This is a genomic window from Mycobacterium sp. E1214, assembly GCF_001666755.1.
Lineage (GTDB): Bacteria > Actinomycetota > Actinomycetes > Mycobacteriales > Mycobacteriaceae > Mycobacterium.
The window spans coordinates 130688-154496 of sequence record NZ_LZJC01000082.1; the positions used below are offsets into that span (position 1 = coordinate 130688).

The window sequence follows — 23809 nt, forward strand, 5'->3', positions numbered from 1 at the left end:
GTTGCAGGAGAGGGTGTTACGGCGCGGTCAACGCCCGGAGGTCGCCACGGCCACCAGCTCGTCGGCGAGCAATGCCAACAACTCCGAGCAGCCGCCGTCGACCTTCACGGTGGCCAAATCGTCACCGCGGGTGCGGCCCCGGTTGATGATGGCGACCGGGATGCCCAGCGCGGCGGCGTGGCGTACGAAGCGGTACCCGGAGAACACGGTGAGCGACGACCCGGCCACCAACAGGGCCTGCGCCTCCTCGACCATCGCGAAAGCTTGCGCGACAACCTCTTTGGGCACCGACTCGCCAAAGTAGACGATGTCGGGCTTGAGGATGCCGCCGCACACCGGGCAGTCGAGGTAGCGAAACGACGCCGTGTCGGCGACGACGGCGTCGGCGTCGGGCGCGACCGCCAGCCCGCCGAGGGCCTCGGCGCGATCGAGGAAGCCGGGGTTGAGCGCGTCGAGCCGGTCGGCCAGCGCGGCGCGGGTCATGGTGTGCCCGCAGCTCAGGCACACCACGCCGGCGTAGGTGCCGTGCAGGTCGACCACGTTGCGGCTGCCCGCCTTGGTGTGCAGCAGATCCACGTTCTGCGTCACGACGCCGGTGACCACCGACGCGCGCTCCAGGGCCGCCAGCGCCCGGTGACCCGCGTTGGGCAGTGTGTCGTCCATGTGCCGCCAGCCGACGTGGTTGCGCGCCCAGTAGCGCTGGCGGAACACCGGGTCCGAGGTGAACTGCCGGATGGTCATGGGATTGCTGGGCGGCGAATCGGGGCCGCGGTAATCGGGGATGCCGGAATCGGTCGACAGGCCGGCCCCCGTCAGCACCGCGATGCGGCGACCGGCCAGCAGGCCCACCAATTCCGGGGCTTCGGCGGGCGCGGCACTCATCTGTCCCAGCGTACGGATCAGCCGAGACAGTCGGCCGCGGTCGTCAGCTCCGCGGACATGTTGCGCTCCATCATCTTCAGCGCGGCGTCAGCCAGTTCGGGGTCGATCCCCGCGACGGCGTCGGTGGGAATGACGACGGAGAAGTGCCGCACGTAGGCGTCGAGCGCGGTGTAGAGGATGCATTGCTCGGTGACCTGGCCGGTGAGGATCACCCGCTTGGTCTCCAGCCGGTTGAGCAGGTAGGCCAGGGCGGTCGCGTAGAAGGCGCTGTGCCGCACCTTGGTCATCACGCGGCACTCGTCGGCCGGCAGGATTGGCTTGACCAGATCGGGCCGCGCGCCGTTGAGCGCCGAGTTCACGATGTCGGAAAACTGCGCGGCGAAGTCGCCGTAGTTGTCGTTGACGTAGACCAGGTCCACTCCGTCGGTGCCGCGGGCGCGCCGGATCACATCGGCCAGCGGGTCGATGATGGTGGCGACATTGGGTATGAGATCTTCAGCGTCGGGATGCTGGTAGGTGTTCATCATGTCGACGATGACGAGGGCGGTATCGCTCATGATGGAGACATACCCGGCGGCCGGCGGTTGACACGGCCGAAGGGCGGCAGGGCACAGACACCGGACGACGATGGAAGGGCGATGGACTTCTACAACGCTTATCAGCAGGGCTTTGCGCGCGTCGCCGCCTGCACCCACCACGTCCGGATCGGCGACCCGGCGGCCAACGCCGAATCGGTGCTGGGGCTGGCGCGCGAGTGCCACGACGACGCCGTTGCGGTGGCGGTCTTCCCGGAGCTCACCTTGTCGGGCTACTCCATCGAGGACATCGTCTTGCAGGACCTGCTGCTCGACGACGTGGTCGGGGCGGTCGAGCGCATCGTCGCGGCCTCCACCGACCTGCTGCCCGTCCTGGTCGTCGGGGCGCCCCTGCGCTACCGGCACCGCATCTACAACACCGCGGTGGTGATCCATCGCGGCACGGTGCTGGGCGTCGTCCCCAAGTCCTACCCGCCCACCTACCGCGAGTTCTACGAGGGCCGCCAGATCGCGGCCGGCGACGACGAACGCGGCACCGTGCGCATCGGTGACGTCGAGGCGCCGTTCGGCCCGGACTTGCTGTTCGCCGCGTCGGACGTGCCCGGCCTGGTGCTGCACGTGGAGATCTGCGAGGACATGTTCGTGCCGATCCCGCCCAGCGCCGAGGCGGCCCTCGCGGGCGCGACGGTGTTGGCCAACCTGTCCGGCAGCCCCATCACGATCGGCCGGTCCGAGGATCGAAAGCTGTTGGCGCGCTCCGCCTCCGCGCGGTGCCTGGCCGCTTACATCTACGCAGCGGCCGGCGAGGGGGAGTCGACCACCGACCTGGCGTGGGACGGCGAGACCATGATCTGGGAGAACGCCGAGCTGCTCGCCGAGTCCGAGCGCTTCCCCAAGGGTGAGCGCCGCTGCGTCGCCGACGTCGACCTGCACCTGCTGCGCTCCGAGCGGCTCCGGATGGGGACCTTCGATGACAATCGCCGACACCACCGAGGTACGGCGGACGCCTACCGGCGCATTGAATTTCGGCTCGACCCGCCGGGCGGTGACATCGGGCTGCTGCGCGACATCGAGCGATTCCCGTTCGTGCCCGCCGACCCCGAGCGATTGGAACAGGACTGCTACGAGGCGTACAACATCCAGGTCTCGGGGCTCGAGCAGCGGTTGCGCGCGTTGGATTACCCCAAGGTCGTCATCGGCATCTCCGGCGGCCTGGACTCCACGCACGCGCTGATCGTCGCCGCGCACGCGATGGACCGCGAGCAGCGGCCCCGCAGCGACATCCTGGCCTTCACGCTGCCCGGCTTCGCCACCGGCGACCGGACCAAGCGCAACGCCATCGAGCTGTGCAACGCGCTGGGCGTCACGTTCTCCGAGATCGACATCACCGAAACGGCGAAGCTGATGTTCAAGGAGATCGACCATCCCTTCGGGCGCGGCGAGAAGGTCTACGACGTCACCTTCGAGAACGTTCAAGCCGGTCTGCGCACCGATTACCTGTTCCGGCTGGCCAATCAGCGCGGCGGCATCGTGCTGGGCACCGGCGACCTTTCCGAGCTGGCCCTGGGCTGGTCGACGTACGGGGTCGGCGACCAGATGTCGCACTACAACGTCAACGGCGGCGTCCCGAAGACGTTGATCCAGCACCTAATTCGGTGGGTGATCTCCTCGGGCCAGTTCGAATCGGACGTCACCGACGTGCTGCAGTCGGTGGTGGACACCGAGATCTCCCCGGAGCTGGTCCCCAGCGGCGAGGAGGAGGAGCTGCAGAGCAGCGAGGACAAAGTGGGACCCTATGCCCTGCAAGACTTCTCGCTATTCCACGTGCTGCGCTACGGGTTCCGGCCGTCGAAGATCGCCTTCTTGGCCTGGCACGCGTGGAGCGACACCGAGCGCGGCACCTGGCCGCCGGGCTTCCCGGACGACAAGCGGCCGTCCTACTCGCTCAAGGAGATTCGACACTGGTTGGCGATCTTCGTGCAACGGTTCTATTCGTTCAGCCAGTTCAAGCGGTCGGCGCTGCCGAACGGGCCCAAGGTGTCCCACGGCGGGGCGCTGTCGCCGCGCGGCGACTGGCGCGCCCCGTCGGACATGTCGGCGCGCATCTGGCTCGACGAGATCCAGCGCGAAATCCCCGAGGAGTGAGTCGCAGACCCGTCACGGCCGCTCGGCGTCGACGACCTCGCGGACCCGCTGCAGGGCGTCGGCCAGGTCGGAAAGGGTGGGCGTGCCCAATGCCAGGCGCAACGCGTTCGGCGGGTGCGCGGTGACGCAGAACGCCTGGGCCGTCGACACCAGGACGCCTCGGTCGCCCAGCCGGTGTGCGACGCCGTCGGCTCGCGCGTGGTCGGGCAGCCGCAGCCAGCCGTAGTACGAGGACGGGGCGCCGTGATAGTCCAGCGGCGCCAGCGCGCGGCGCGCGAGCTCCTGGCGACGCCGGGCGTCGCCGCGGCGGTCCTTCTCCAGCCGTGCGACCGTGCCGTCGGCCAGCCAGCGCGTGACCACTGCCGACACCAGGCTCGACGTGCCCCAACTCGAAGCCCGCAGCGCCTGGTTGGCCCGCGGTAGATGCCGGTCCGGCGTCACGACGAAGCCGAAGCGCAGGCCGGTGGCGAGGTTCTTCGAGAAGCTCGCCACGTGCAGCGTGCGTTCCGGCGCCAGCGCGTACAGCGGGGGGCCGGCCTGCGGCTCGAGGAAGGCGTACGTCCCGTCCTCGATGATGGCGCAATCGTGCCGGCGCGCGACGTCGACCAGCCGGGCCCGGTCCCGCCGAGACATGGTGTGGCCGAGGGGGTTCTGCAGGGTCGGCATGACGTAGACGGCCGCGACGCGGCGCCGCTCGCACAGGGCCGTCAGCGCGTCGAGATCCGGCCCGCCGGTGCCGGTCGGGAACGGCGCCAACTCCACGGCGCGGTCTTCGGCGAGCACCTTGATGCCGGGGTAGGTCAGCTCCTCGGCGGCGACGATCGCCCCGGGGCGGGCCAGCACCCGCAGCGCGACGTCCAGGCCGTGCTGCGATCCGGCGGTGAGCACCACGTTGTCGGGCGGCACGTCGATGTCGCGGTCGAGGAGGTACGTCGCCACCGCGGCCCGGTCGGCGGTTCGGCCACCGGGTGCGTGCTGGGTGAGCACCGACCCCAGGTCTCCCGTTGCGGCCAGAGCCCGCAACGCTTCGCGCAGTTGCTCGGGCTGCTCGTCGGCCAGCGGCTGGTTGAACGACAGGTCGGCGACCCGGGACGCCGCGGGGATGCGGCGCCCGTCCAGGCCGCCGTAGCCGCCCTGGTCCCGGACGAACGTCCCGCGGCCCGGTTCACCGGACACCAGCCCGGCCCGCGCCAGGTGGGCGTAGACGCGCGTCGCCGTGGCCAGCGCGATGCCGTGCCGCCGGGCCAGATCCCGGTGGGTGGGCAGCCGGGTGCCCGGCGGCAGGCGGCCCGCGCGGATGTCGGCGGTCAGTCGATCCACGAGCGCGGTGTAGGGGCTGGTCGGCATCGGTCGCCTCGTTGGGTAGGACAATCCGCCGATTGTTCTACCACGGCGCCGGGTCAGGCGCGCGCCCGGCGCCAGCCCTGGTATTGCAGCTCGGCGAACAGCAGCGTGTACGCGCCGGAGCCGAGCGTCAGGGCGACGCCCGCGGTGGTCAACGGGAAAACGTCCGCCAGTACCAGCCCGATGGCGGCCACCGTGTAGAGCAGGTTGGCCACGATGACGCCCATGCCGGTGCGGATGACCGTGGGCCGGCCGGCCAGCCAGAACACGACCACGCCGTAGCCGACCAGAAAGGCCGCCATGGCGTCCTCGTATGCCGCGGTGGTGCCCGAGATGTCGGCCAGCCGGCCCGCCAGGGGAATGCCGGCCAAGCCGACCAGGGCGCTGATCGCGGCGTCGGCGCGCATCGCGAGGCGCAGCAGCCGGTCGCGGGTCGTGGCGGGGGCGATGGTGGTGGCGGCCATGGTGGTTCCTTTCGTTGCGGCGGTGTTGCCTGCCCCGACGCTCGCCGAAAACCACTGCCACCTCGACGTCAGACGCTGCCAACCGCTGCCAACGGTGCTGCACCGCGCAATGTAGCTAGGACAATTTGTCGATTGTCCTAACATGCGTGGCTACGCTCGGGCCCTCAGGAGGTACCGACGATGCTGATGGCCCCACACTGTCCGGACATCCCGGCCGCGCGCGCGGCGCGGATCGGGACGCCGCTCCCGCCGCGCGTCCGGCCGATCCGGCGCACCGACGGCGCGGCGATCCTGCGGATGCACGAGCGGTGCAGCCAGGCCACGCGGCATGCCCGCTGGCTCGGACCCGGCTCGTCGTTTCCGGCCTCCTATCTGCGTTCGATGCTCGACGGCGGCGACGAGCACCTCGCGGTGGTCGCGACCTGCCCCGGCCGCCCCGGCGAGGTCGTCGGGTTGGGCAGCGCGGCCCATACGCCCGACGGCAGCTGGGAGTTGGGCCTCCTGGTCGAGGACCGCTATCAGCGCAACGGCATCGGCACGTTGCTGCTCGGCCGCCTGGTGCAACTGGTGGGACCCGAGGCGCCGCTGTGCGCGTCCGCGCTGTCCGCCAACGGGCGGCTGCTGGGCAAGTTGGCCCGGTTCGGCGCGGTGTCGCTGGAGCACGACAGCGGCGTCAGCTATGCCCGCGTCGTTCGAAGTCGGAGTTGACGCGGGGCTAGCCGCGCTCGTAGGTGCCCGTCAAAGTTCCGCGGGCCAGCACGTGTCCGCGCACCGCGGCCAATAGCGCCTTGGCGGTGTTGACCGAATCGGGAATCGGCCGGTCGACGGCCAAGAGGTGGAAGCGGTACCGGTGTGGCCCGTGCCCGGGGATGGGGCGCGGCCCGGCGTAGCCGCGGTTGCCCAGGTCGGCGCGGACGAAGCGGACGCCGGCCGTCGCGGGGTGCAATGCGCCGGCGTCGAGCCCGGGTAGCGACGGCTCGATCACCGCCACGGTGTGCAGCAGCGGGCGCGGCAGCGGAACGTCGACGTCGTCGATGATGAGCACCAGTGCCCGCGCCGTGGCCGGCACACCGGCCCAGCACAGCGGTGGTGACTGATCGTCACCGACGCCCTTGCCGGCGCTGGCCCGCGGCAGCGCCGCCCCGTCGGCGAAGGCGGCGCTGGTCACCGAGATGGTTTCGGCGGCCGCAAAGTCGTTGTGCGCCAATGGGCTACGTCGCGCGTCGGCGCGCAGACCGCGCAGCGACTTGCCCAGCAACTCGATCATGCGCCGCTCCCGGCGCCCCGCATCGCCACGCTGGGTGACCGTAGCAGGTCGCCGAGTTCGGCCGGCAGGAAGCCTTGCCCGGCCAGCCGCGGCATGACACCGCCGCTCGCGATGATGTCGAGGAGCAGGTCGGGCAGCTTGGGAACGGTGCCGCCGGCGCCGGTGCTGTCGTTGCGCCAGGTGCCGGCGCTCAGGTCGAAGGTGCCGGTGTCGCCCTCGCGGAACGCGCTCGTGGCGTCGGGGACCGTCATCGCCGGCAGGCCGGCGTTGACGGCGTTGCGGAAGAACAGCGAGTTGAACTCCTCGGCCACCAGGCCGGCGATCCCGAGCTCGCTGAACAGCGCGGCGACCGGGCGCGACGACCCGAGCCCGAAGTTCTTGCCCGCCACGACGATATCGCCCGCAGACACCTCGTCGGTCCAACCGGGTCGCACCTCGTAGAAGATGTGCTTGGCCGCCTCGGCGGGCTCCATCTTCATGGCAAAGGCCGGATACATGGCGTCGGTGTTGAGGCTGTCGCCGAACACCCAGACTTTCCCGCTGAAGGACAAGGTCATTCGGTCACGCTCCTGGGATCGGTGATGTAACCGGCGATCGCGGACGCGGCGACCGTCGCCGGGGCCGCCATGAAGATCTCGGCGTCGGTGCTGCCCATGCGGCCGGTGAAGTTGCGGGTGCTCGACGTGAGGCACACCTCGCCGGGGCCGACTACGCCCATGTGATAGCCGAAGCAGGCGCCGCACGTGGAGTTGGTGATGACCGCGCCGGCGTCGGCGATGTCTTGCAGGTAGCCACGCCGCATGGCTTCCCGGTACACGGCCTGGGAGGCGGGCGTGACCAGCAGCCGCACGCCCGGCGCTATCATGTTGCCGCGCAACACGTCCGCGGCGATTTCGAGGTCTTCGAGCTGGCCGTTGGCGCACGACCCGATGAATGCCTGGTCGATCTTCTGCCGGCCCAACCGGGAAACCGGCACGCCGTTGTGGCTGACGGTGCCCGGTAGCGCGACGTAGGGTTCCAGTCCGGCGAGGTCGATGTGGTGAACCTCCTGGTAGGAGGCGTCGGAATCCGGTGCGGCGGAATGGTATGCGGTCACCCCGCGGTCGCGTAGGAAGGCGGCCAACACCTCGTCGGGTTCGAACGTGCTGAAATCGGCCGACACCTCGGCGCCCTGGGTGGCAATGGTGCGCCGGTCGTGCATCGGGATGCCGGCCAGCCCCGGGCCCCCGAATTCCAGGTTGAGGTTGGGGGCGTCGCCGTATTCGTTGGCGATGTGCAAGAAGATGTCCTTGCCACTGACCGCGCCGGGTTTGACGCCCTCGAGCTGGTAGCGGATGGTCGGCGCGACCTGAAACCACGTGGTGCCGGTGCACATGATCGAGTAGATCTCCGCCGGCCCCAGCCCGCGGGCGGCGGTGTTGTAGGCGCCGGCCGCGCAGGTGTGCGAGTCGGTGCAGGCCAGGATCTCGCCGGGGCGCGCCAAGCCGTTCTCGGCGATCACCTGATGGCAGATGCCGTGCCGTCCCACGTCGTAGAAGCGTTGGATGCCGAAGTCGGCGGCGAACTTTCGGGCGTGCCCGCCGCCGGTCGCGTCCTTGATGGTGGGCGCGGGCACGGCGTGGTCCATGATGACCGCGAGCTTGTCGGGGTCGTGGATCCGCGTCGGTGGGATCCACATGGTGGCGAATTGCAGGTCGATCAGCACCGTCATGTCGACGTCGACCACGACGGTGTCACCCGGCGCCACCGCCTCGCGGCCGGCCTTGCGGGCGAGGATCTTTTCGATGATGGTCATGCCCATGAGGCGGCCTTACTGCGGTGCGCGTACTTGTCGTCGAGGGAGCGCCAGTCGGCCATGCCGACCAAGTTGAAGAAGTCGGCGGGACTGCCGGGCAGGTGGGCCGCGGCGTCGGTGCCGTTGAGCTCGCAGAGGCTGTGCAGCATGCCCAGAGTCGCGTGCAGCAGCAGGTTGCTCGGGTGGATGGCGATGGCGTAGCCCAGTTCCTGCAGCCGGGCGGGTGACTCGAGCGGCGTAAGGCCGCCCTGCACCAGGTTGATCAGCAGAACAGCGTCGACTTCCCTTGCGATGCGCTCGATCTCGGCGGCGTCCTGCGGTGCCTCCACGAAGATGACGTCGGCGCCCGCCCGCGCGTAGCGGTTGGCGCGCTCGATCGCGGCGTCCAAGCCGAGTGGTGCGCGGGCATCGGTGCGGGCCACCACCAGCAAGTCGTCATCCGAGCGAGCGTCCAGCGCCGCGGCCAGGGTCTGCTCGAACACCGCCGCGTCGACTACCTGCTTGTCCGGTAGGTGACCGCAGCGCTTGGGAAAGACTTGATCCTCCAACTGGATCGCCGCCACCCCGGCCGCGTCGTAGGCGCGCACGGTCCGCACCACGTTCATTGGTCCGCCGTAACCGGTGTCGGCGTCGGCGATCAGCGGGACGTCGCCCAGCGCCTGGGTGATCATGGCGGCCCGCTCGGCCATCTCGGAACCGGTCACCAGCCCGATGTCGGGCAGCCCGAAGCCCGAGGCCGCCACGCCGGCGCCCGTCAGGTAGGCCGCGGCGTGGCCGGTCCGCTTGGTCAGTTGTGCCGAGATGCCGTCGAAAACGCCTGGCGCGATGATCAATTCGCGGCTATCGAGCAGTTCCCGGAGTCGTCGCCGGGGTGCGGTGCTGGGCATGTCGTTCCTTTCAGTCGAGCGCGCCCGCGACGGGCGGGGCGAGCAGGTCGATGAGGTCTGCGATGTCCTCGAGGCTGTCCAGGCCCGTCAGCGCCGCCTCGATCGCGTTGGCGCGGGCGCGGCTGGTCACCCGGTCGGCAAGCGCGTGGAATTTCGCGACGAGTTCGGCGTTGGTCACCGGATCGGTGGGGGCGCCGTGGGGCACCGACACGCGGGCGCGGTGCACCGCGCCGTCGCGCGTCGTCACGACAAGATCGGTGCGCCACTTCTCGTCGGCGCGGGTCAGCGACGCGTCGAGGTGCACCGACGTCGCCGCGATCAACGACCAGATGTCGTCGGAGTCCAGCCGCGCGGGCGTGAACTGCTCGGGCAGCACGTTGCCGTCCAGCAGGGCCGCGGCGGTGGCGTAGGCGATGTGCATCTGGGCGCCGATCGGGGTGAGGGGCCGTTGCGGTGGCCACCAACCGTGCTTGTAGATCGTTTCGCCGACGGTGATGTCGATCGCGGTGATGTCGTCGGGGGCCACCTGCCGGCGCAGTCGGCGCGCGGCGTCGATGGCCCCGTGCAGACCGCCCATGGCGGCGTAGGACTTGACCATGATGACGCCGGTTTCCCAGTGCTCGCCGAGTCCGGCGGTCAACAGCGCCGCGTCGGGGTCGTGGCCCTCACCGAAAACGCTGAGGAAGCCGCCGTATTCGCGCTCGAACACCCGCTTGATGCCGGTGTAGCCGGCCGCAGCGAGGCCGGCGGCGTAGAAGCCGTTGCGCGCCGCCAGGCCATGGTGCATGCGCTTGCTCATGGCCTCGTACTGCGCGGCCATCAATCCGCTCGATTGCGTGCCGGCCAGGCCGAGGGCGTCTTCGAGTTGCGCCGGGGGCAGTTCGCGCAGCTTGCCGGACGCCATTGCCGCCGCGTGGGTGCCGAACACCGCGCCCGAGTGCCAGCCGCGGTCGAGCATCTGGGTGCCGTGCAAGGTCAGGCCCACCCGCGGACCGACTTCGAACCCGGCGATCGCCGCGAGCAACAGGTCGGCGCCCGTCGTCGGGACCGTCCGGGTCGCGGCGGTCGACAGCAGCGCGGGAATTACAAGCGAGCAGCTGTGCAGCGGGGCCAGGGGATGGAAGTCGTCGAGTTCGAAGCCCTGGATGAAGGTGCCGTTGAGGATGGCGGCGGCGGGCGCCCCGGTCGTGCGGCCGGTGCCGACGACCACGGTGGGGCCGGGGCTTTCCAGATCGAGCACGGCCCCGGTGGCGAGCCGGGACCACGGCAACTGGGCGCCGATCAGGGCGCACCCGATGCCATCGAGCAGGAGGTGCTTGGCGCGTTCGACGATGGGCGGCGGCACGTCGGCGAGCGCGAGGTCCGCGACCCAGGTGGCAAGGCGGCCGGTCGGTCCCGCCGGGTCGGTGGCCGCGGGCGGCGCCGGTGCGCTCATCGTGGCTCCTCTCGTCGGGTTGGTTGTTATAGTTCTATAACAACTGTTCGAGCGGCGCAAGGGCGGCCGTGTGGAAACATGGGTCACCGTGCGGCAGTACGGCGGTAAACGGGTCTCCGTGGGCGCCGGCGTGCCGCTGCACCGGCAGCTGTTCCTGGTGCTGCACGACGAGATCGATCGCGGCGTGCTGGCCCCCGGGGAGGCATTGCCCTCCGAGCAGACGCTGTGCGATCAGTTCGGGGTTTCGCGCATCACCGTGCGCCGGGCGCTGGCGGACCTGGCCGAGCAGGGTTACATTGAGCGACGCCACGGTGTGGGATCCTTTGTGCGAGAACATGATCCGGCGGACGAGGGCATCGGAGTAGGACGGTCCTACCTACAGGGATTGCAACAAACCCAGTTCGAGACCGCGGTCGAGGTGACCGAACGCGACATCCGGTACCCGCCACGGCCGGTGGCCGAGGCGCTCGGGACGTCGGCGGAACTGCTGCAGCTCGTACGGGTGCGCCGGCAGCGCAGGACGGGCGAGCCGTTGCTGGTGACCGACGCGTGGCTGCCGAAGGACCTGGCGCCCGTACTGACCGAGTCGGCGCTGCGCGCCGCCCCGCTCTACGAGCTGCTCTCCGGCGCCGGAATCGAGGTGGACGGGATGCGCCACGAGATCACCGCCGAGATCGCGGGCCCGCGCTACGCCCAGCTCCTGGACATCACGATCGGCGCGGCGCTGTTGCGGACCAACCGCCTGGCCTTCGTCGGCGGCGCGCCACACCACTATGTGTCGGCCCTGCTCTCGCCGAGCCGCAGCCGCATCCTGTTGAGCCAGACGGCCGAGGAGATGGAGACCGGCGACGGCCTGCGCATCGCGCACGACGTCGGCGGGCGTGGCGGCTAACGCCTCTCGGCCAGTGCCGCCTCGATCGCGCCGGCCGCGGGTGCGCAATCACCGGCGCCGCGGACCAGCGTGGCCAGCGCGCCCGCGGCGCAGGCGCGGCCGACCGCGCGGCGCCGGCCCTCCGCAGAGCCGGGACGTGGCGGCCAGTTCGCGGCCAACACCCCGGCGAACACGTCGCCCGCCCCGGTGGTGTCCACCGCCGTCACCGCGGGCGCGGGCACGGTGTAGTCACCGTCGGCGCCCGAGTAACGGGCTCCTCGTGATCCCAGGGTCACGACGAAATGGTCGCAGCGCCAAGGCCATTCGTCGGCTTCGTCCTCGTTCGTCACCACGACGTCCGCGAAACCCGCCAGCTCGCGCAGCGCCGCAGGGTCCTGTCCGGCCGGCGAGGCGTTGACCATGACCACGGCCCCCGCCGACCGGGCGTGGCGCGCCGCCGCGGCCGCGGTGGGCACCGGAATTTCCAGCTGGGTCAACAGCACGTCGCAGCCGGAGACGACGGCGCGGGCGGTGTCGTCGGTCAGCGTCAGGCGCGCGTTCGCGCCCGGCGCGACCACGATGGTGTTCTCGGCGTCGGCATCGACGACGACGATCGGCGTCCCGCTCGGCCCCGCGAGCGTGACGGTCCCGTCCAGGCCGACGCCGTTAGATTCCAGGTGAGTGCGCAACCGCGCGGCGGCCGCGTCGTCGCCGACGGCCCCGACGAACTGCACCCGGGCGCCCGCGCGCGCCGCCGCCACCGCCTGATTGCCGCCCTTGCCGCCGGGCGCGGAGCTCAGCGACGACGCCAGCACCGTCTCACCCGGGCGGGGCAGGGCGTCGACGGCCAACGACAGGTCGAGGTTGACGCTGCCCACCACACAGACACCGGCCATGGGGCCGACGGTAGCCGGGACCCGGTTCCGGCCGCCCGACGGATCCCCGCAAACGCCCATTTCTTGAGGTCCGCGCGATATTGTGCTGCCTGAGCGATGCCGACGCAGACATCACGATCCGACCGAAGGGGACGCGCTTGACCACGAGCGAGTTGACGGACGCCGGTCACGCCGCCGACGACAGCCCCCCGACCGGTGCGACGCGGCGGACCGTCAGGCGGGCCCGCCCGCCGGTGCTGAGCCGCTTCCGGTTCGGTCTGCAGTCCAAGATCCTCGTCATGATGTTGCTGTCGAGCATCCTGGGTGTGGCGGTCATCGGACTCATCGGGGCGGTATCGGGGCGAAATGCGTTGCGGCAGGTGGAGTCCGAGCGGTTGATCGAGTTACGGGAATCGCAGAAGCGGGCGGTGCAGGCGCTGTTCCGGGAGGTGTCGAACTCGCTGATCGTCTGGAGCGGCGGGTTCAGCATCAACGAGGCGACGACGGCGCTCAGCGCGGACTTCGCGCAACTGGCCAACGCCACCATCACCCCGGCCCAGCAGCAGGCGTTGGTCAACTATTACGACGACGACATGATCAAGCCGATCAAGCGCATCTCCGGTGACACCATCGACATCAGGGCGGTGCTGCCGAACTCCAACGCTCAGAAGTACGTTCAGGCCTACTACACCGCGGCGCCCCGGCCCACGCCTGAATCGCCGCCCCCGCCGGATGCCGGCGACGGCAGCGCGTGGTCGGCGGCCAACGCGCGCTTCGACTTCTACATGCGCGGCATCGTCAGCCGGTTCGACTACCGCGACGCGCTGCTGCTCGACATGCAGGGCAACGTCGTTTACAGCGTCATGAAGGGCCCCGATCTGGGCACCAACATCCTCACCGGCCCCTACCGCGAGTCGAAACTGCGGGAGGCCTATCAGAAGGCGTTGGCGTCCAACGACGTCGACTTCGTCTGGATCACCGACTTCCAGCAGTACCAACCGCAGCTCGACACCCCGACGGCGTGGGTGGTGTCGCCGGTGGGCATGAACGGCAAGTTCGAGGGCGTCATGGCCCTGCCGGTGCCGGTCGCGAAGATCAACAAGATCATGACCGCCGACAAGCACTGGGAGGCGGCCGGCATGGGCCCCGCCACGGAAACCTACCTGGCGGGTCCCGACGACCTGATGCGCTCGGACTCGCGAGATTTCATCGAGGACCCGCAGGGGTACCGGCGCGCGGCGATCGACGCGGGCACGCCGCCGGACGTGGTGGACCGCGCGATCCGGCTGGGTGGCACGACGCTGGTGCAACCGGTGGACACGGCGGGACTGCGGGCCGCGCAACGCGGCGAGACCGGGGTGGTCAGCGCCATCGACTACATGGGTAATCGTGAGCTGGAAGCCTATGCGCCGGTGCAGATCCCGAATTCCAACCTGCACTGGTCGATCCTCGCGACCCGTGACAACTCTGACGCCTTCGCGCGGCTCGGCAGGTTCAGCAAGACGCTGGTGATCGCCGTCGCGGCGATGATCTTTGCCATCTGTGTGGCCTCGATGTTGGTCGCGCAGGCCGCGGTGCGGCCCGTCCGGCGCCTTGAGGAGGGCACCCGCAAGATCAGCTCCGGTGACTACGAAATCAACCTCCCGGTTCGGCGACGCGACGAAATCGGCGATCTGACAGCGGCCTTCAACGAGATGAGTCGAAGCCTGGCGATCAAAGAGGAGTTGCTCAACGAGCAGCGCCGCGAGAACGAACGTCTGATGCTGGCGCTGATGCCCGAATCGGTGTTGCAACGCTATCGCGAGGGTGAGGAGACCATCGCCGAGAAACATCAGGACGTCGCCATCATCTACGCCGACATCGTAGGGCTCGACGAGCTCTCCAACTACCTGCCCGAGGACGAGCTGGTCGCGACCGTCGACGAGCTGTTCCGGCAATTCGATTCGGCGGCTGACTCCCTTGGTGTGGAACGGATCCGCACCTTCCACAACGGGTATCTGGCCAGCTGTGGCGTGGTCACCCCCCGGCTGGACAGCATCCACCGCGCCGTCGACTTCGCTCTCCAGATCGGCCGCATCATCGACCGCTTCAACAGCCAATCCCATCACCAGCTGGGTTCTCGGGTCGGCGTCAACACCGGCAACGTGGTCAGCGGCCTGGTCGGCCGCTCCGGGCTGGTCTACGACATGTGGGGCGGGGCGGTCAGCCTGGCCTACCAAATGCACAGCGGCGCACCGCAACCCGGAATCTACGTCAGTTCGCAGGTGTACGAGGCGCTGCGCGATGTCCGGCACTTCACTCCGGCGGGCAGCATCTCGGTGGGCGGCACCGACCAGGCAATCTATCGACTGCTGGAACGTTGATGAATCTTTTCAACTCCTCGTGGTTCTACTGGGCGATCGGCATCGCGATCGGCCTGCCGATCGGGATGATCGCGCTCACCGAGCTGCACGACGCGCTGCTGCGCAGGGGCAGCAGCTTGGCCCGGCAGGTCGGCCTGCTGCGCAACTTCCTGCTGCCGTTGGGCGCGTTGTTGTTGCTCTTGGTGCAGGCCTCGCAGGTCCCCGCGGGCAACGCGCCGGTCCGTGTCCTGACGACCGTGTTCGGGCTGCTGGTGTTGGTGCTGGTGCTGTCCGGTCTGAATGCCACGGTCTTCGAGGGCGCGCCCGAAAAGAGTTGGCGCAAGCGACTTCCCACGATCTTCCTGGATGTCGCTCGGCTGGGCGTGATTGGCGTCGGCCTGGCGATCATGTCGTCGTACATCTGGGGTGTGCGGATCGGCGGCATCTTCACCGCGCTGGGCATCACCTCGGTCGTGATCGGCCTGATGCTGCAGAACTCGGTCGGCCAGATCGTGTCCGGCCTGTTCATGTTGTTCGAGCAGCCCTTCCGGATCGACGAGTGGCTGGACACCGGGACCGCGCGGGGGCGCGTCGTCGAGGTGAATTGGCGCTCGGTGCACCTGGACACGGGCAGCGGCATCCGGGTCATGCCGAACTCGATGCTCGCCAGCACCGCGTTCACCAACCTGAGCCGCCCGCCCGGCGCGCACAAGCTGGCGGTGACGACGACGTTCTCCAGCGTCGATCCGCCGGACCGCGTCTGCGCGCTGCTGACCCGCGTCGCGCAGGCGCTGCCGCAGCTCAAGCCGGGCAGCGTCCCGCGGTCGGTGCCGCTGGGGGGCGGCGAGTACCGCACCACCATCGGACTCGACTCGCCGGGTGACGCGGGCGCGGCCAAGGCAACGTTTCTGCGCTGGACCTGGTACGCCGCGCGGCGGGAACGGTTGCGCCTCGACGACGCCGACGACGACTTCTCGACGCCCGAGCGCGTCGAGCACGCGCTGCACACCGTGGTGGCGCCCGCGTTGCGCATCGGGGCCGAGGAGCAGCGGTCGTTGCGGTCGGCCGCGCGGATGGTGCGCTACGGTGCCGACGAAGTCGTCGAGTACGCCGGCCAGGTGCCGGCGACCATGACGTTTCTGGTGCGCGGGCGCGTGCAACTGACCACGACGGCCGACGACGGGACGTTGGTGCCGATCAGCACGCTGGTCGAGGGGTCGTTCCTGGGCCTGACCGCGCTGACCCGGCAGCCCAACCTGGCCAGCGCCTACGCCTTGGAAGAGGTCACCGCGCTGGAGATCGACCGCGAGCACATCGAGCACCTGGTGTCGCGTGCGCCGGTGCTGTTGCAGAACTTCGGCAAGATCATCGAGGAGCGTCGCAGCAAGGTGCGCAGCGCGCGCCGCGACGAGCGGGTGGGCTAGCAGCGATCGCGAGGGCGGCGGAGCCGGGCGATGCGGGTCGCCGCCGTGGGGCGAGCGGCGATCGCGAGGGCGGCGGAGCCGGGCGATGCGGGTCGCCGCCATGGGGCGAGCGGCGATCGCCGCCGTTCGGGCCGCCGCACCCGGCGGCTCGCCGCCCGTTACCCTGGTTCAATGAGTCTGCAAGCACCACCGCTGCCTGACTTACGTCAGGAGGTGCACAATGCCGCCCGCCGCGCCCGGGTCGCGTCCCGCGTGCTGGCCCTACTGCCGACGGTCGCTAAGGACCAGGCGCTGCGTTCCGCCGCCGATGCGGTCTCGGCCCACACCGACCTGATCCTGTCGGCCAACGCCGAGGACCTGGACGCCGCCCGCGCCGCGGGCACCGCCGCGGCGATGCTCGACCGGCTGGCGCTGAACCCGAAGCGGGTCGAGGGCATCGCCGCCGGCCTGCGCCAGGTGGCCGGGCTGCCCGACCCGGTCGGGGAGGTGCTGCGCGGCTACACTCTGCCGAACGGCCTGCACCTGCGGGAGCAGCGGGTGCCGCTCGGCGTGGTCGGGATCATCTACGAGGGCCGGCCCAACGTCACGGTCGACGCGTTCGGCTTGGCGCTCAAGTCCGGCAATGCCGTGCTGTTGCGCGGCAGTTCCTCGGCCGAGCGGTCCAACCAGGCGCTGGTGCAGGTGCTGCGGGCCTCACTGGTCAGCGAGGACCTGCCGGCCGACGCGGTGCAGCTGCTCTCGGTCGCCGACCGGTCCACCGTGACGCACCTGATTCAGGCCCGTGGGCTGGTCGACGTGGTGATCCCGCGCGGGGGAGCGAGCCTGATCAACGCGGTGGTGCGCGACGCGCAGGTGCCCACCATCGAGACCGGCGTCGGCAACTGTCACGTCTACGTGCACGAGGGCGCCGATCTGGAAGTGGCCGAACGCATCCTGTTGAACTCCAAGACGCGCCGGCCCAGCGTCTGCAACGCCGCCGAGACGTTGCTGGTGGACGCCGCTATCGCCGATACGGCGCTGCCGCGGTTGGTGACGGCCCTTCAGGACGCGGGCGTGACCGTGCACGGCGGGACGCGCAGCGACGCCGACGAGGACGATCTGCGCCGCGAGTACCTGTCGATGGACATCGCGGTGGCGGTAGTCGACGGCATCGACGCCGCGATCGCCCACATCAACGAATACGGCACCGGGCACACCGAGGCCATCGTGACCAGCAATATGGCTGCGGCGCAACGGTTTACCGACGCCGTGGACGCCGCCGCGGTCATGGTGAACGCCTCGACGGCATTCACCGACGGCGAGCAATTCGGTTTCGGCGCCGAAATCGGCATCTCGACGCAGAAGCTGCACGCCCGCGGCCCCATGGGGCTGCCCGAACTGACCTCGACCAAATGGATTGCCTGGGGAGACGGGCAAATTCGTCCGGCCTGACCCACCCGTGCCCTAGGAGAAGCCACTGTGAGCCTGCCCGCCCGGTCCAAGCCGCTGTTCGCCGACATCGACGACGTGTCCCGGCGGTTGGCCGAAACCGGTTACCTGCCCGACACCGCCACCGCGACGGCGGTGTTCCTGGCCGACCGGCTGGGCAAGCCGCTGCTTGTCGAGGGCCCCGCCGGGGTCGGCAAGACCGAGCTGGCCCGCGCCGTCGCCCAGGCCACCGGTTCCGGGCTGGTCCGCCTGCAGTGCTACGAGGGCGTCGACGAGGCCCGCGCCCTCTACGAGTGGAACCACGCCAAGCAGATCCTGCGCATCCAGGCGGGATCGGAGGACTGGGACGCGACCAAGGACGACGTCTTCAGCGAGGAGTTCCTGCTGCAGCGCCCGCTACTGACCGCGATCCGGCGCACCGAGCCGACCGTGTTGCTGATCGACGAGACGGACAAGGCCGACATCGAGATCGAGGGCCTGCTGCTCGAGGTGCTGTCCGACTTCGCCGTCACCGTGCCCGAATTGGGCACCATCACCGCCGAACGCACCCCGTTCGTCGTGCTGACCTCCAACGCCACTCGGGAGCTCTCCGAGGCGCTCAAGCGCCGATGCTTGTTCCTGCACATCGACTTTCCCTCGCCCGACCTGGAGCGGCGCATCCTGCTCTCCCGCGTTCCGGAGCTGCCCGAGCACCTGGCGCAGGAGCTGGTGCGCATCGTGGGCGTCCTGCGCGGCATGCAGCTGAAGAAAGTGCCGTCGGTCGCCGAGACCATCGACTGGGGCCGCACACTGCTCGCCTTGGGCCTGGACACCATCGACGACGCCGTCGTCGCCGCCACGCTGGGTGTGGTGCTTAAGCATCAATCCGACCAGCAGCGCGCGACCGGCGAGCTCCGGTTGAACTAGGAGGCAGCCATGGCCCCCCGTCGTATTCGACCCGCGCGGCCGCTCGCCCCGCACGGGCTGCCCGGCCACCTGGTGGGTTTCGTGGAAGCCCTTCGCGGGGTTGGGATTTCGGTGGGACCATCGGAGACCGTGGACGCCGGTCGGGTGATGGCCACCCTCGGCTTGAGCGACCGCGAGGTGCTGCGCGAGGGCATCGCCTGCGCGGTCCTGCGCCGCCCCGACCACCGCGAGACCTATGACGCCATGTTCGACCTATGGTTCCCGGCCGCGCTGGGGACGCGCGCGGTGGTGCTCGGCGACGAGGCGGACGCGACGCCGGACGACACCGCGTTGCCACCCGACGACGTCGAAGCGATGCGCCAGATGTTGGCGGACCTGCTGACCCAGAACCCCGACCTCGCCGACATGGACGAGCGGCTGGTCGCCATGATCGCGCGGATCGTCGAGGCCTACGGCAAGTACAGCTCCAGCCGCGGGCCGTCGTTCTCGTCGTATCAGGCGCTCAAGGCGATGGCGCTCGACGAGTTGGAGGGCAAACTGCTGGCGGGCCTGCTGGCGCCGTACGGTGACGAGCCGACGCCCAGCCAGGAACAGATTGCCAAAGCGATGGCCGCGCAACGCATTTCGCAGCTGCGCAAGATGGTCGACGCCGAAACCAAACGGCGTACCGCCGAGCAGTTGGGCCGCGACCACGTCCAGATGTACGGCATCCCGCAGCTGTCGGAGAACGTCGAATTCCTGCGCGCCTCGGGCGATCAGCTGCGCCAGATGCGGCGCGTGGTGGCGCCGCTGGCCCGGACGCTGGCGACCCGGCTGGCGGCGCGCCGGCGGCGCACCCGGTCCGGCACCATCGACCTGCGCAAGACGCTGCGCAAGTCGATGTCCACGGGCGGGGTCCCGATCGACGTGGTGCTGGCCAAGCCGCGCCCGGCGCGCCCCGAGCTGGTGGTGCTCTGCGACGTGTCCGGCTCGGTCGCGGGATTCAGCCACTTCACCTTGCTACTGGTGCACGCGCTGCGCCAGCAGTTCTCCCGCGTGCGGGTGTTCGCGTTCATCGACACCACCGACGAGGTCACCCACATGTTCGGGCCGGACGCCGACCTCGCCGTGGCCATCCAACGGATCACCCGCGAGGCCGGCGTCTACAGCCGCGACGGGCATTCCGACTACGGCAACGCGTTCGCGTCGTTCGTGCAGGCGTTCCCCAACGTGCTGTCGCCCCGCAGCTCGCTGCTGGTGCTCGGCGACGGCCGCACCAACTACCGCAACCCCGAGACCGGATTGCTGGCGCACATGGTGACCTCCAGCCGGCACGCGCACTGGTTGAACCCGGAGCCCAAGCACCTGTGGGGCAGCGGTGACTCGGCGGTCCCGCGGTATCAGGAGGTCATCGCGATGCACGAGTGCCGGTCGGCCAAGCAACTCGCCGGCGTGATCGACCAGCTGCTCCCGGTCTGAGGGTCCGCCCGAGCGAAACCGGCGGACCGGCGCGGCTCCAGTAAGCTGGCACATCGTGCAAAAGCAGCTCCGCAGGCTGGGCGTGATGGGCGGGACGTTCGACCCGATCCATTACGGCCACTTGGTGGCTGCCAGCGAGGTCGCCGACCTGTTCGATCTCGACGAAGTCGTCTTCGTGCCCAGCGGTCAACCCTGGCAGAAGGACCGCGACGTCTCCGCCGCCGAGGACCGCTACCTGATGACCGTGATCGCCACCGCGTCCAATCCCCGCTTCTCGGTGAGCCGGGTCGACATCGACCGCGCCGGGCCCACCTACACCCGCGACACGCTGCGCGACCTGCACATCGCCAACCCGGACTCCGAGCTCTACTTCATCACCGGCGCCGACGCCCTGGCTTCCATACTCTCGTGGCAAGGCTTTGAGGAGGTCTTCGATTTGGCCCGCTTCATCGGGGTGAGCCGGCCCGGTTACGAGCTGCGCCGCGAACACATCACCGGCGTGCTCGGCGAGCTGGCCGACGGTGCGCTGACGCTCGTCGAGATCCCGGCGCTGGCAATCTCGTCGACCGATTGCCGCCGCCGCGCCGAGGAGAGGCGGCCGCTGTGGTACCTGATGCCCGACGGCGTGGTGCAGTACGTGTCCAAGCGCCGGCTGTACCGCAAACCCGTGGGGGAGGTGTCGTGAGCGCGAACGAGGAGGCCATCGCCATGGCGACCGTGGCCGCCAGCGCGGCCGCGTCGAAGCTGGCCGACGACGTCGTCGTCATCGACGTCTCCGGCCAGCTGGTCATCACCGACTGCTTCGTCATCGCCTCGGCCTCCAACGAGCGGCAGGTCAACGCCATCGTCGACGAGGTCGAGGAGAAGATGCGTCGGGCCGGATACAAGCCGGCGCGCCGCGAGGGCGCCCGCGAGGGCCGCTGGACGCTGCTGGACTACCGCGACATCGTCGTGCACGTGCAGCATCAGGAAGACCGCAATTTCTATGCGCTGGACCGGCTTTGGAGCGACTGCCCGGTGGTGCCGGTGGAGTTGATCGACGACCCCGGGGACACCGACGAATCAGCGGACCCGCAATGACGACCCGTCGCCTGGTCATGCTGCGGCACGGGCAGACCGAATACAACGCCGGCAACCGCATGCAGGGGCAGCTGGACACCGAGCTCAGCGAGCTGGGCCGGGCGCAGGCGATCGCCGCCGCCGAGGTCCTGGGAAAGTTGCACCCGCTGCGGATCGTGTCCTCGGACCTGCACCGCGCCTACGACACCGCGCTCCGGTTGGGTGAGCGCACCGGCCTGCCGGTGTTGCGCGACGAACGGCTGCGCGAAACCCACCTGGGCGACTGGCAGGGCCTGACCCACACCGACGTCGACGCGCAGGCGCCGGGGGCCCGGCTGGCCTGGCGCGACGACGCGACCTGGGCGCCGCACGGCGGTGAGAGCAGGGTCGACGTCGCGGCCCGGAGCCTGCCCGTGGTCACCGAACTTATTGCCTCCGAACCGGAATGGGGCGACCCGACGCACGCCGACCGGCCGGTGGTGTTGGTGGCGCACGGCGGCTTGATCGCCGCGCTGTCGGCCGCGCTGCTGCGGCTTCCCGTCGACAACTGGCCGGTGCTGGGCGGCATGGGCAACGCCAGCTGGGTGCAGCTGTCGGGGTACTCCCGCGACGGCGCTGACCCGACCGCCATCCGGTGGCGCCTGGACGTGTGGAACGCCTCGGCTCAGGTGTCCAACGATGTCCTGTGAGCGCCGGCCCACGTTGCTGATCTTCGCCGATTCGCTGGCCTACTACGGCCCGACCGGTGGCCTGCCCGCCGACGACCCCAGGATTTGGCCGAATATCGTTGCCGCGCAACTTGATTGGGATGTCGAACTGATCGGTCGAATCGGCTGGACCTGCCGCGACGTTTGGTGGGCGGCGACGCAGGACCCGCGGGCCTGGGCGGCGCTGCCGCGGGCGGGCGCGGTCGTCTTCGCCACCGGCGGCATGGATTCGCTGCCCTCGGTGCTGCCCACCGCGCTGCGCGAGTTGATCCGCTACGTGCGGCCACCGTGGCTGCGTCGGTGGGTGCGCGACGGATACGGCTGGCTGCAGCCCCGACTCTCGCCGGTGGCCCGCTCCGCCCTACCGGCGCATCTGAGCGCCGACTACCTCGAACAGACCCGCGCCGCAATCGATTTCAACCGGCCCGGCATCCCGGTGGTCGCGGCGCTGCCGTCGGTGCACATCGCCGACACCTACGGCAGGGCCCACCACGGCCGGGCCGCCACCGCGGCCGCGATCAGCGAGTGGGCTCGTGCCCGGGGGGTGCCGCTGGTGGATTTGAAGGCCGCCGTCGCCGAGCAGATCCTCAGCGGCCACGGCAATCCCGACGGCATCCATTGGAATTTCGAAGCGCACCGGGCGGTGGCGGAACTGATGCTCAAGGCGCTCGCGGAAGCCGGCGTGGCGACGATGCAGAGCGCGAAGCGCGATGCTGAGGAGCCGCGCAATGCAGACGGCGTGGCGACGATGCAGAGCGCGAAGCGCGATGCTGAGGAGCCGCGCAATGCAGACGGCGTGGCGACCGAGAAGCCGCACTAGCGCCATGCCCGTCATCGTGGTGACCGACGCGTCGGCGCGGCTGCCGGCCGACCTGACCGCCGAGTGGGGGATCCGCGTCGTCCCGCTGCACATCCTGCTCGACGGTGCGGATTTGCGCGACGGCGTGGACGACATCCCCGACGACATCTATCAGCTCGAAGCCACCACCGCGGCGGCCACGCCCGCGGAACTGGCCGACGCCTACCAGCGTGCGCTCGCCGACAGCGGCGGCGACGGCGTTGTGGCCGTGCACATTTCGTCAGCGTTGTCGGGCACCTGCCGGGCCGCCGAACGCACCGCGGCGGACCTGGACCCCAGCGTGCGGATCGTCGACTCGCGCTCGGCCGCCATGGGCACCGGCTTCGTCGCGCTCGCCGCCGCCCGTGCCGCCGCGGCCGGGGCCGACGTGGCCGCCGTCGCGGCGGCGGCCGAAGCGGCGGTGACGCGCGGCCACGCCTTCATCGTGGTGCACCGGTTGGACAACCTGCGCCGCAGCGGGCGGATCGGCGGGGCCGCGGCGTGGCTGGGCACCGCCTTGGCGCTCAAGCCGTTGCTGCGCATCGACGACGGCAAACTCGTTCTGGCGCAACGGGTCCGCACCGTCGGCCACGCGACCGAGACGATGATCGACCGAGTGTGCGAGGCGGTGGGCGACGGGGCGGCCGAGCTGGCGGTGCATCACGTCAACAACCCCGACGGCGCCCACGCCGTCGCCGCCGCGCTGCGCCGACGCCTGCCGGCCTGCGCGCAGCCGATCATCACGCCGCTGGGCCCGGTGCTGGCATTGCACGTCGGCGCCGGCGCAGTCGCGGTGTGCGTGCAGCTGCCGCCGGGTTAGACCGGGGCGGCCACCGGCGTCGGCGCCGGTGCCGACGCCGGCCGGCGGGCGTTGTCCCCGCGCGGGTGCACCACCTGCGGCCACCAGAACCACCGGCCCAGCAGGGTGGCGATCGACGGCATCAACAGGGTGCGCACCACCAGCGTGTCCAGCAGCAGGCCGATGCAGACGGTCGAGCCGAACTGGCCCAGCACCTTCAGATCACTGCCCAGCATGGACGCCATGGTGAACGCGAACACCAGACCCGCGGCGGTAACCACTCCGCCGGTGCCGCCCATCGAGCGGATCGTCCCGGTCTTGAGCCCGGCGTGGATCTCCTCCTTGAA

General features: G+C 70.1%; 24 protein-coding genes. 13 read left to right on the forward strand and 11 right to left on the reverse strand.

Features of this window, described 5'->3' with window-relative positions:
- Window positions 1–27: 27 nt before the first annotated feature.
- Together A5700_RS10170 and A5700_RS10175 are read right to left on the reverse strand one after the other, a co-directional pair.
- A complete protein-coding gene (locus A5700_RS10170) occupies window positions 28–882 on the reverse strand; it encodes an NAD-dependent protein deacetylase (RefSeq protein WP_068204699.1) in 855 nt (284 codons plus the stop codon).
- Window positions 883–899: 17 nt separating this feature from the next.
- A complete protein-coding gene (locus A5700_RS10175) occupies window positions 900–1439 on the reverse strand; it encodes a cysteine hydrolase family protein (RefSeq protein ID WP_068073278.1) in 540 nt (179 codons plus the stop codon).
- An 81-nt stretch (window positions 1440–1520) separates the two neighbouring features.
- Between A5700_RS10175 and A5700_RS10180 the strand changes: the two genes are divergently transcribed.
- On the forward strand, window positions 1521–3563 hold the full coding sequence (locus A5700_RS10180; RefSeq protein WP_068073276.1) for an NAD(+) synthase: 2043 nt from the start codon (window positions 1521–1523) through the stop codon (window positions 3561–3563).
- 12 nt (window positions 3564–3575) lie between these two features.
- On the opposite strand, the gene A5700_RS10185 is transcribed toward A5700_RS10180, so the two are convergent.
- Together A5700_RS10185 and A5700_RS10190 are read right to left on the reverse strand one after the other, a co-directional pair.
- Complete coding sequence (locus A5700_RS10185) at window positions 3576–4910, reverse strand: PLP-dependent aminotransferase family protein (protein WP_068073274.1); 1335 nt, start codon at window positions 4908–4910, stop codon at window positions 3576–3578.
- A gap of 53 nt (window positions 4911–4963) precedes the next feature.
- Entirely contained in the window at window positions 4964–5371 is a 408-nt protein-coding gene (locus A5700_RS10190) for a hypothetical protein (protein WP_068073272.1), read from the reverse strand.
- Window positions 5372–5551: 180 nt separating this feature from the next.
- On the opposite strand from A5700_RS10190, the gene A5700_RS10195 reads away from it, so the two are divergent.
- Entirely contained in the window at window positions 5552–6079 is a 528-nt protein-coding gene (locus A5700_RS10195) for a GNAT family N-acetyltransferase (RefSeq protein WP_068073270.1), read from the forward strand.
- Between the two features lie 7 nt (window positions 6080–6086).
- Here A5700_RS10195 and A5700_RS10200 read toward each other — a convergent pair whose 3' ends face one another.
- From A5700_RS10200 to A5700_RS10220, 5 genes are read right to left on the reverse strand one after another with little or no spacing between them, the layout of a single operon-like run.
- Window positions 6087–6638, reverse strand: coding sequence for a YbhB/YbcL family Raf kinase inhibitor-like protein (locus A5700_RS10200; protein ID WP_068073268.1), 552 nt, complete (start codon window positions 6636–6638; stop codon window positions 6087–6089).
- A complete protein-coding gene (locus A5700_RS10205; protein ID WP_068073266.1) occupies window positions 6635–7195 on the reverse strand; it encodes a 3-isopropylmalate dehydratase in 561 nt (186 codons plus the stop codon). Before A5700_RS10205 ends, A5700_RS10200 begins: the two co-directional genes overlap by 4 nt.
- Complete coding sequence (locus A5700_RS10210) at window positions 7192–8439, reverse strand: aconitase/3-isopropylmalate dehydratase large subunit family protein (RefSeq protein ID WP_068073264.1); 1248 nt, start codon at window positions 8437–8439, stop codon at window positions 7192–7194. Before A5700_RS10210 ends, A5700_RS10205 begins: the two co-directional genes overlap by 4 nt.
- Window positions 8430–9320: an oxaloacetate decarboxylase gene (locus A5700_RS10215; RefSeq protein WP_068073262.1), complete on the reverse strand. Its 891-nt coding sequence runs from the start codon at window positions 9318–9320 to the stop codon at window positions 8430–8432. The genes A5700_RS10210 and A5700_RS10215 overlap by 10 nt, the downstream gene beginning before the upstream one ends.
- Before the next feature lie 10 nt (window positions 9321–9330).
- Window positions 9331–10755 carry an MmgE/PrpD family protein gene (locus A5700_RS10220; RefSeq protein WP_068073260.1) on the reverse strand — a complete coding sequence of 475 codons (1425 nt, stop codon included), beginning with the start codon at window positions 10753–10755 and terminating at the stop codon, window positions 9331–9333.
- A gap of 70 nt (window positions 10756–10825) precedes the next feature.
- Here A5700_RS10220 and A5700_RS10225 point away from each other — a divergent pair, with 70 nt between their 5' ends.
- Window positions 10826–11647, forward strand: coding sequence for a GntR family transcriptional regulator (locus A5700_RS10225; protein ID WP_231973889.1), 822 nt, complete (start codon window positions 10826–10828; stop codon window positions 11645–11647).
- Here A5700_RS10225 and A5700_RS10230 read toward each other — a convergent pair.
- A complete protein-coding gene (locus A5700_RS10230; protein ID WP_068204702.1) occupies window positions 11644–12522 on the reverse strand; it encodes a PfkB family carbohydrate kinase in 879 nt (292 codons plus the stop codon). The two genes, A5700_RS10225 and A5700_RS10230, sit on opposite strands and share 4 nt — an antisense overlap.
- Before the next feature lie 137 nt (window positions 12523–12659).
- Here A5700_RS10230 and A5700_RS10235 point away from each other — a divergent pair, with 137 nt between their 5' ends.
- The 10 genes from A5700_RS10235 to A5700_RS10280 all read left to right on the forward strand — a co-directional run bounded on the left by A5700_RS10235 (window position 12660) and on the right by A5700_RS10280 (window position 23483).
- Window positions 12660–14864 carry an adenylate/guanylate cyclase domain-containing protein gene (locus tag A5700_RS10235; protein ID WP_068073256.1) on the forward strand — a complete coding sequence of 735 codons (2205 nt, stop codon included), beginning with the start codon at window positions 12660–12662 and terminating at the stop codon, window positions 14862–14864.
- Window positions 14864–16267, forward strand: a complete 1404-nt coding sequence (locus tag A5700_RS10240) for a mechanosensitive ion channel domain-containing protein (RefSeq protein WP_068073253.1) — start codon at window positions 14864–14866, stop codon at window positions 16265–16267. The genes A5700_RS10235 and A5700_RS10240 overlap by 1 nt, the downstream gene beginning before the upstream one ends.
- A gap of 171 nt (window positions 16268–16438) precedes the next feature.
- Entirely contained in the window at window positions 16439–17698 is a 1260-nt protein-coding gene (locus A5700_RS10245; RefSeq protein WP_068204705.1) for a glutamate-5-semialdehyde dehydrogenase, read from the forward strand.
- A 27-nt stretch (window positions 17699–17725) separates the two neighbouring features.
- Window positions 17726–18601, forward strand: a complete 876-nt coding sequence (locus A5700_RS10250; RefSeq protein WP_068073249.1) for a MoxR family ATPase — start codon at window positions 17726–17728, stop codon at window positions 18599–18601.
- Between the two features lie 9 nt (window positions 18602–18610).
- On the forward strand, window positions 18611–20059 hold the full coding sequence (locus A5700_RS10255) for a VWA domain-containing protein (RefSeq protein ID WP_068073248.1): 1449 nt from the start codon (window positions 18611–18613) through the stop codon (window positions 20057–20059).
- 55 nt (window positions 20060–20114) lie between these two features.
- A complete protein-coding gene (gene nadD, locus A5700_RS10260; protein ID WP_082959907.1) occupies window positions 20115–20744 on the forward strand; it encodes a nicotinate-nucleotide adenylyltransferase in 630 nt (209 codons plus the stop codon).
- Window positions 20741–21139: a ribosome silencing factor gene (rsfS, locus tag A5700_RS10265; RefSeq protein WP_068073246.1), complete on the forward strand. Its 399-nt coding sequence runs from the start codon at window positions 20741–20743 to the stop codon at window positions 21137–21139. The genes nadD and rsfS overlap by 4 nt, the downstream gene beginning before the upstream one ends.
- A complete protein-coding gene (gene gpgP / locus A5700_RS10270; protein WP_068073244.1) occupies window positions 21136–21807 on the forward strand; it encodes a glucosyl-3-phosphoglycerate phosphatase in 672 nt (223 codons plus the stop codon). The genes rsfS and gpgP overlap by 4 nt, the downstream gene beginning before the upstream one ends.
- Window positions 21797–22645 carry a diglucosylglycerate octanoyltransferase gene (octT, locus tag A5700_RS10275; protein WP_068073242.1) on the forward strand — a complete coding sequence of 283 codons (849 nt, stop codon included), beginning with the start codon at window positions 21797–21799 and terminating at the stop codon, window positions 22643–22645. The genes gpgP and octT overlap by 11 nt, the downstream gene beginning before the upstream one ends.
- Window positions 22646–22649: 4 nt before the next feature.
- On the forward strand, window positions 22650–23483 hold the full coding sequence (locus A5700_RS10280) for a DegV family protein (RefSeq protein ID WP_068073240.1): 834 nt from the start codon (window positions 22650–22652) through the stop codon (window positions 23481–23483).
- Here A5700_RS10280 and A5700_RS10285 read toward each other — a convergent pair.
- Window positions 23480–23809, reverse strand: a 330-nt coding sequence (locus A5700_RS10285; RefSeq protein ID WP_156671173.1) for an MMPL family transporter, incomplete at its 5' end; no start/stop codon positions are given. The two genes, A5700_RS10280 and A5700_RS10285, sit on opposite strands and share 4 nt — an antisense overlap.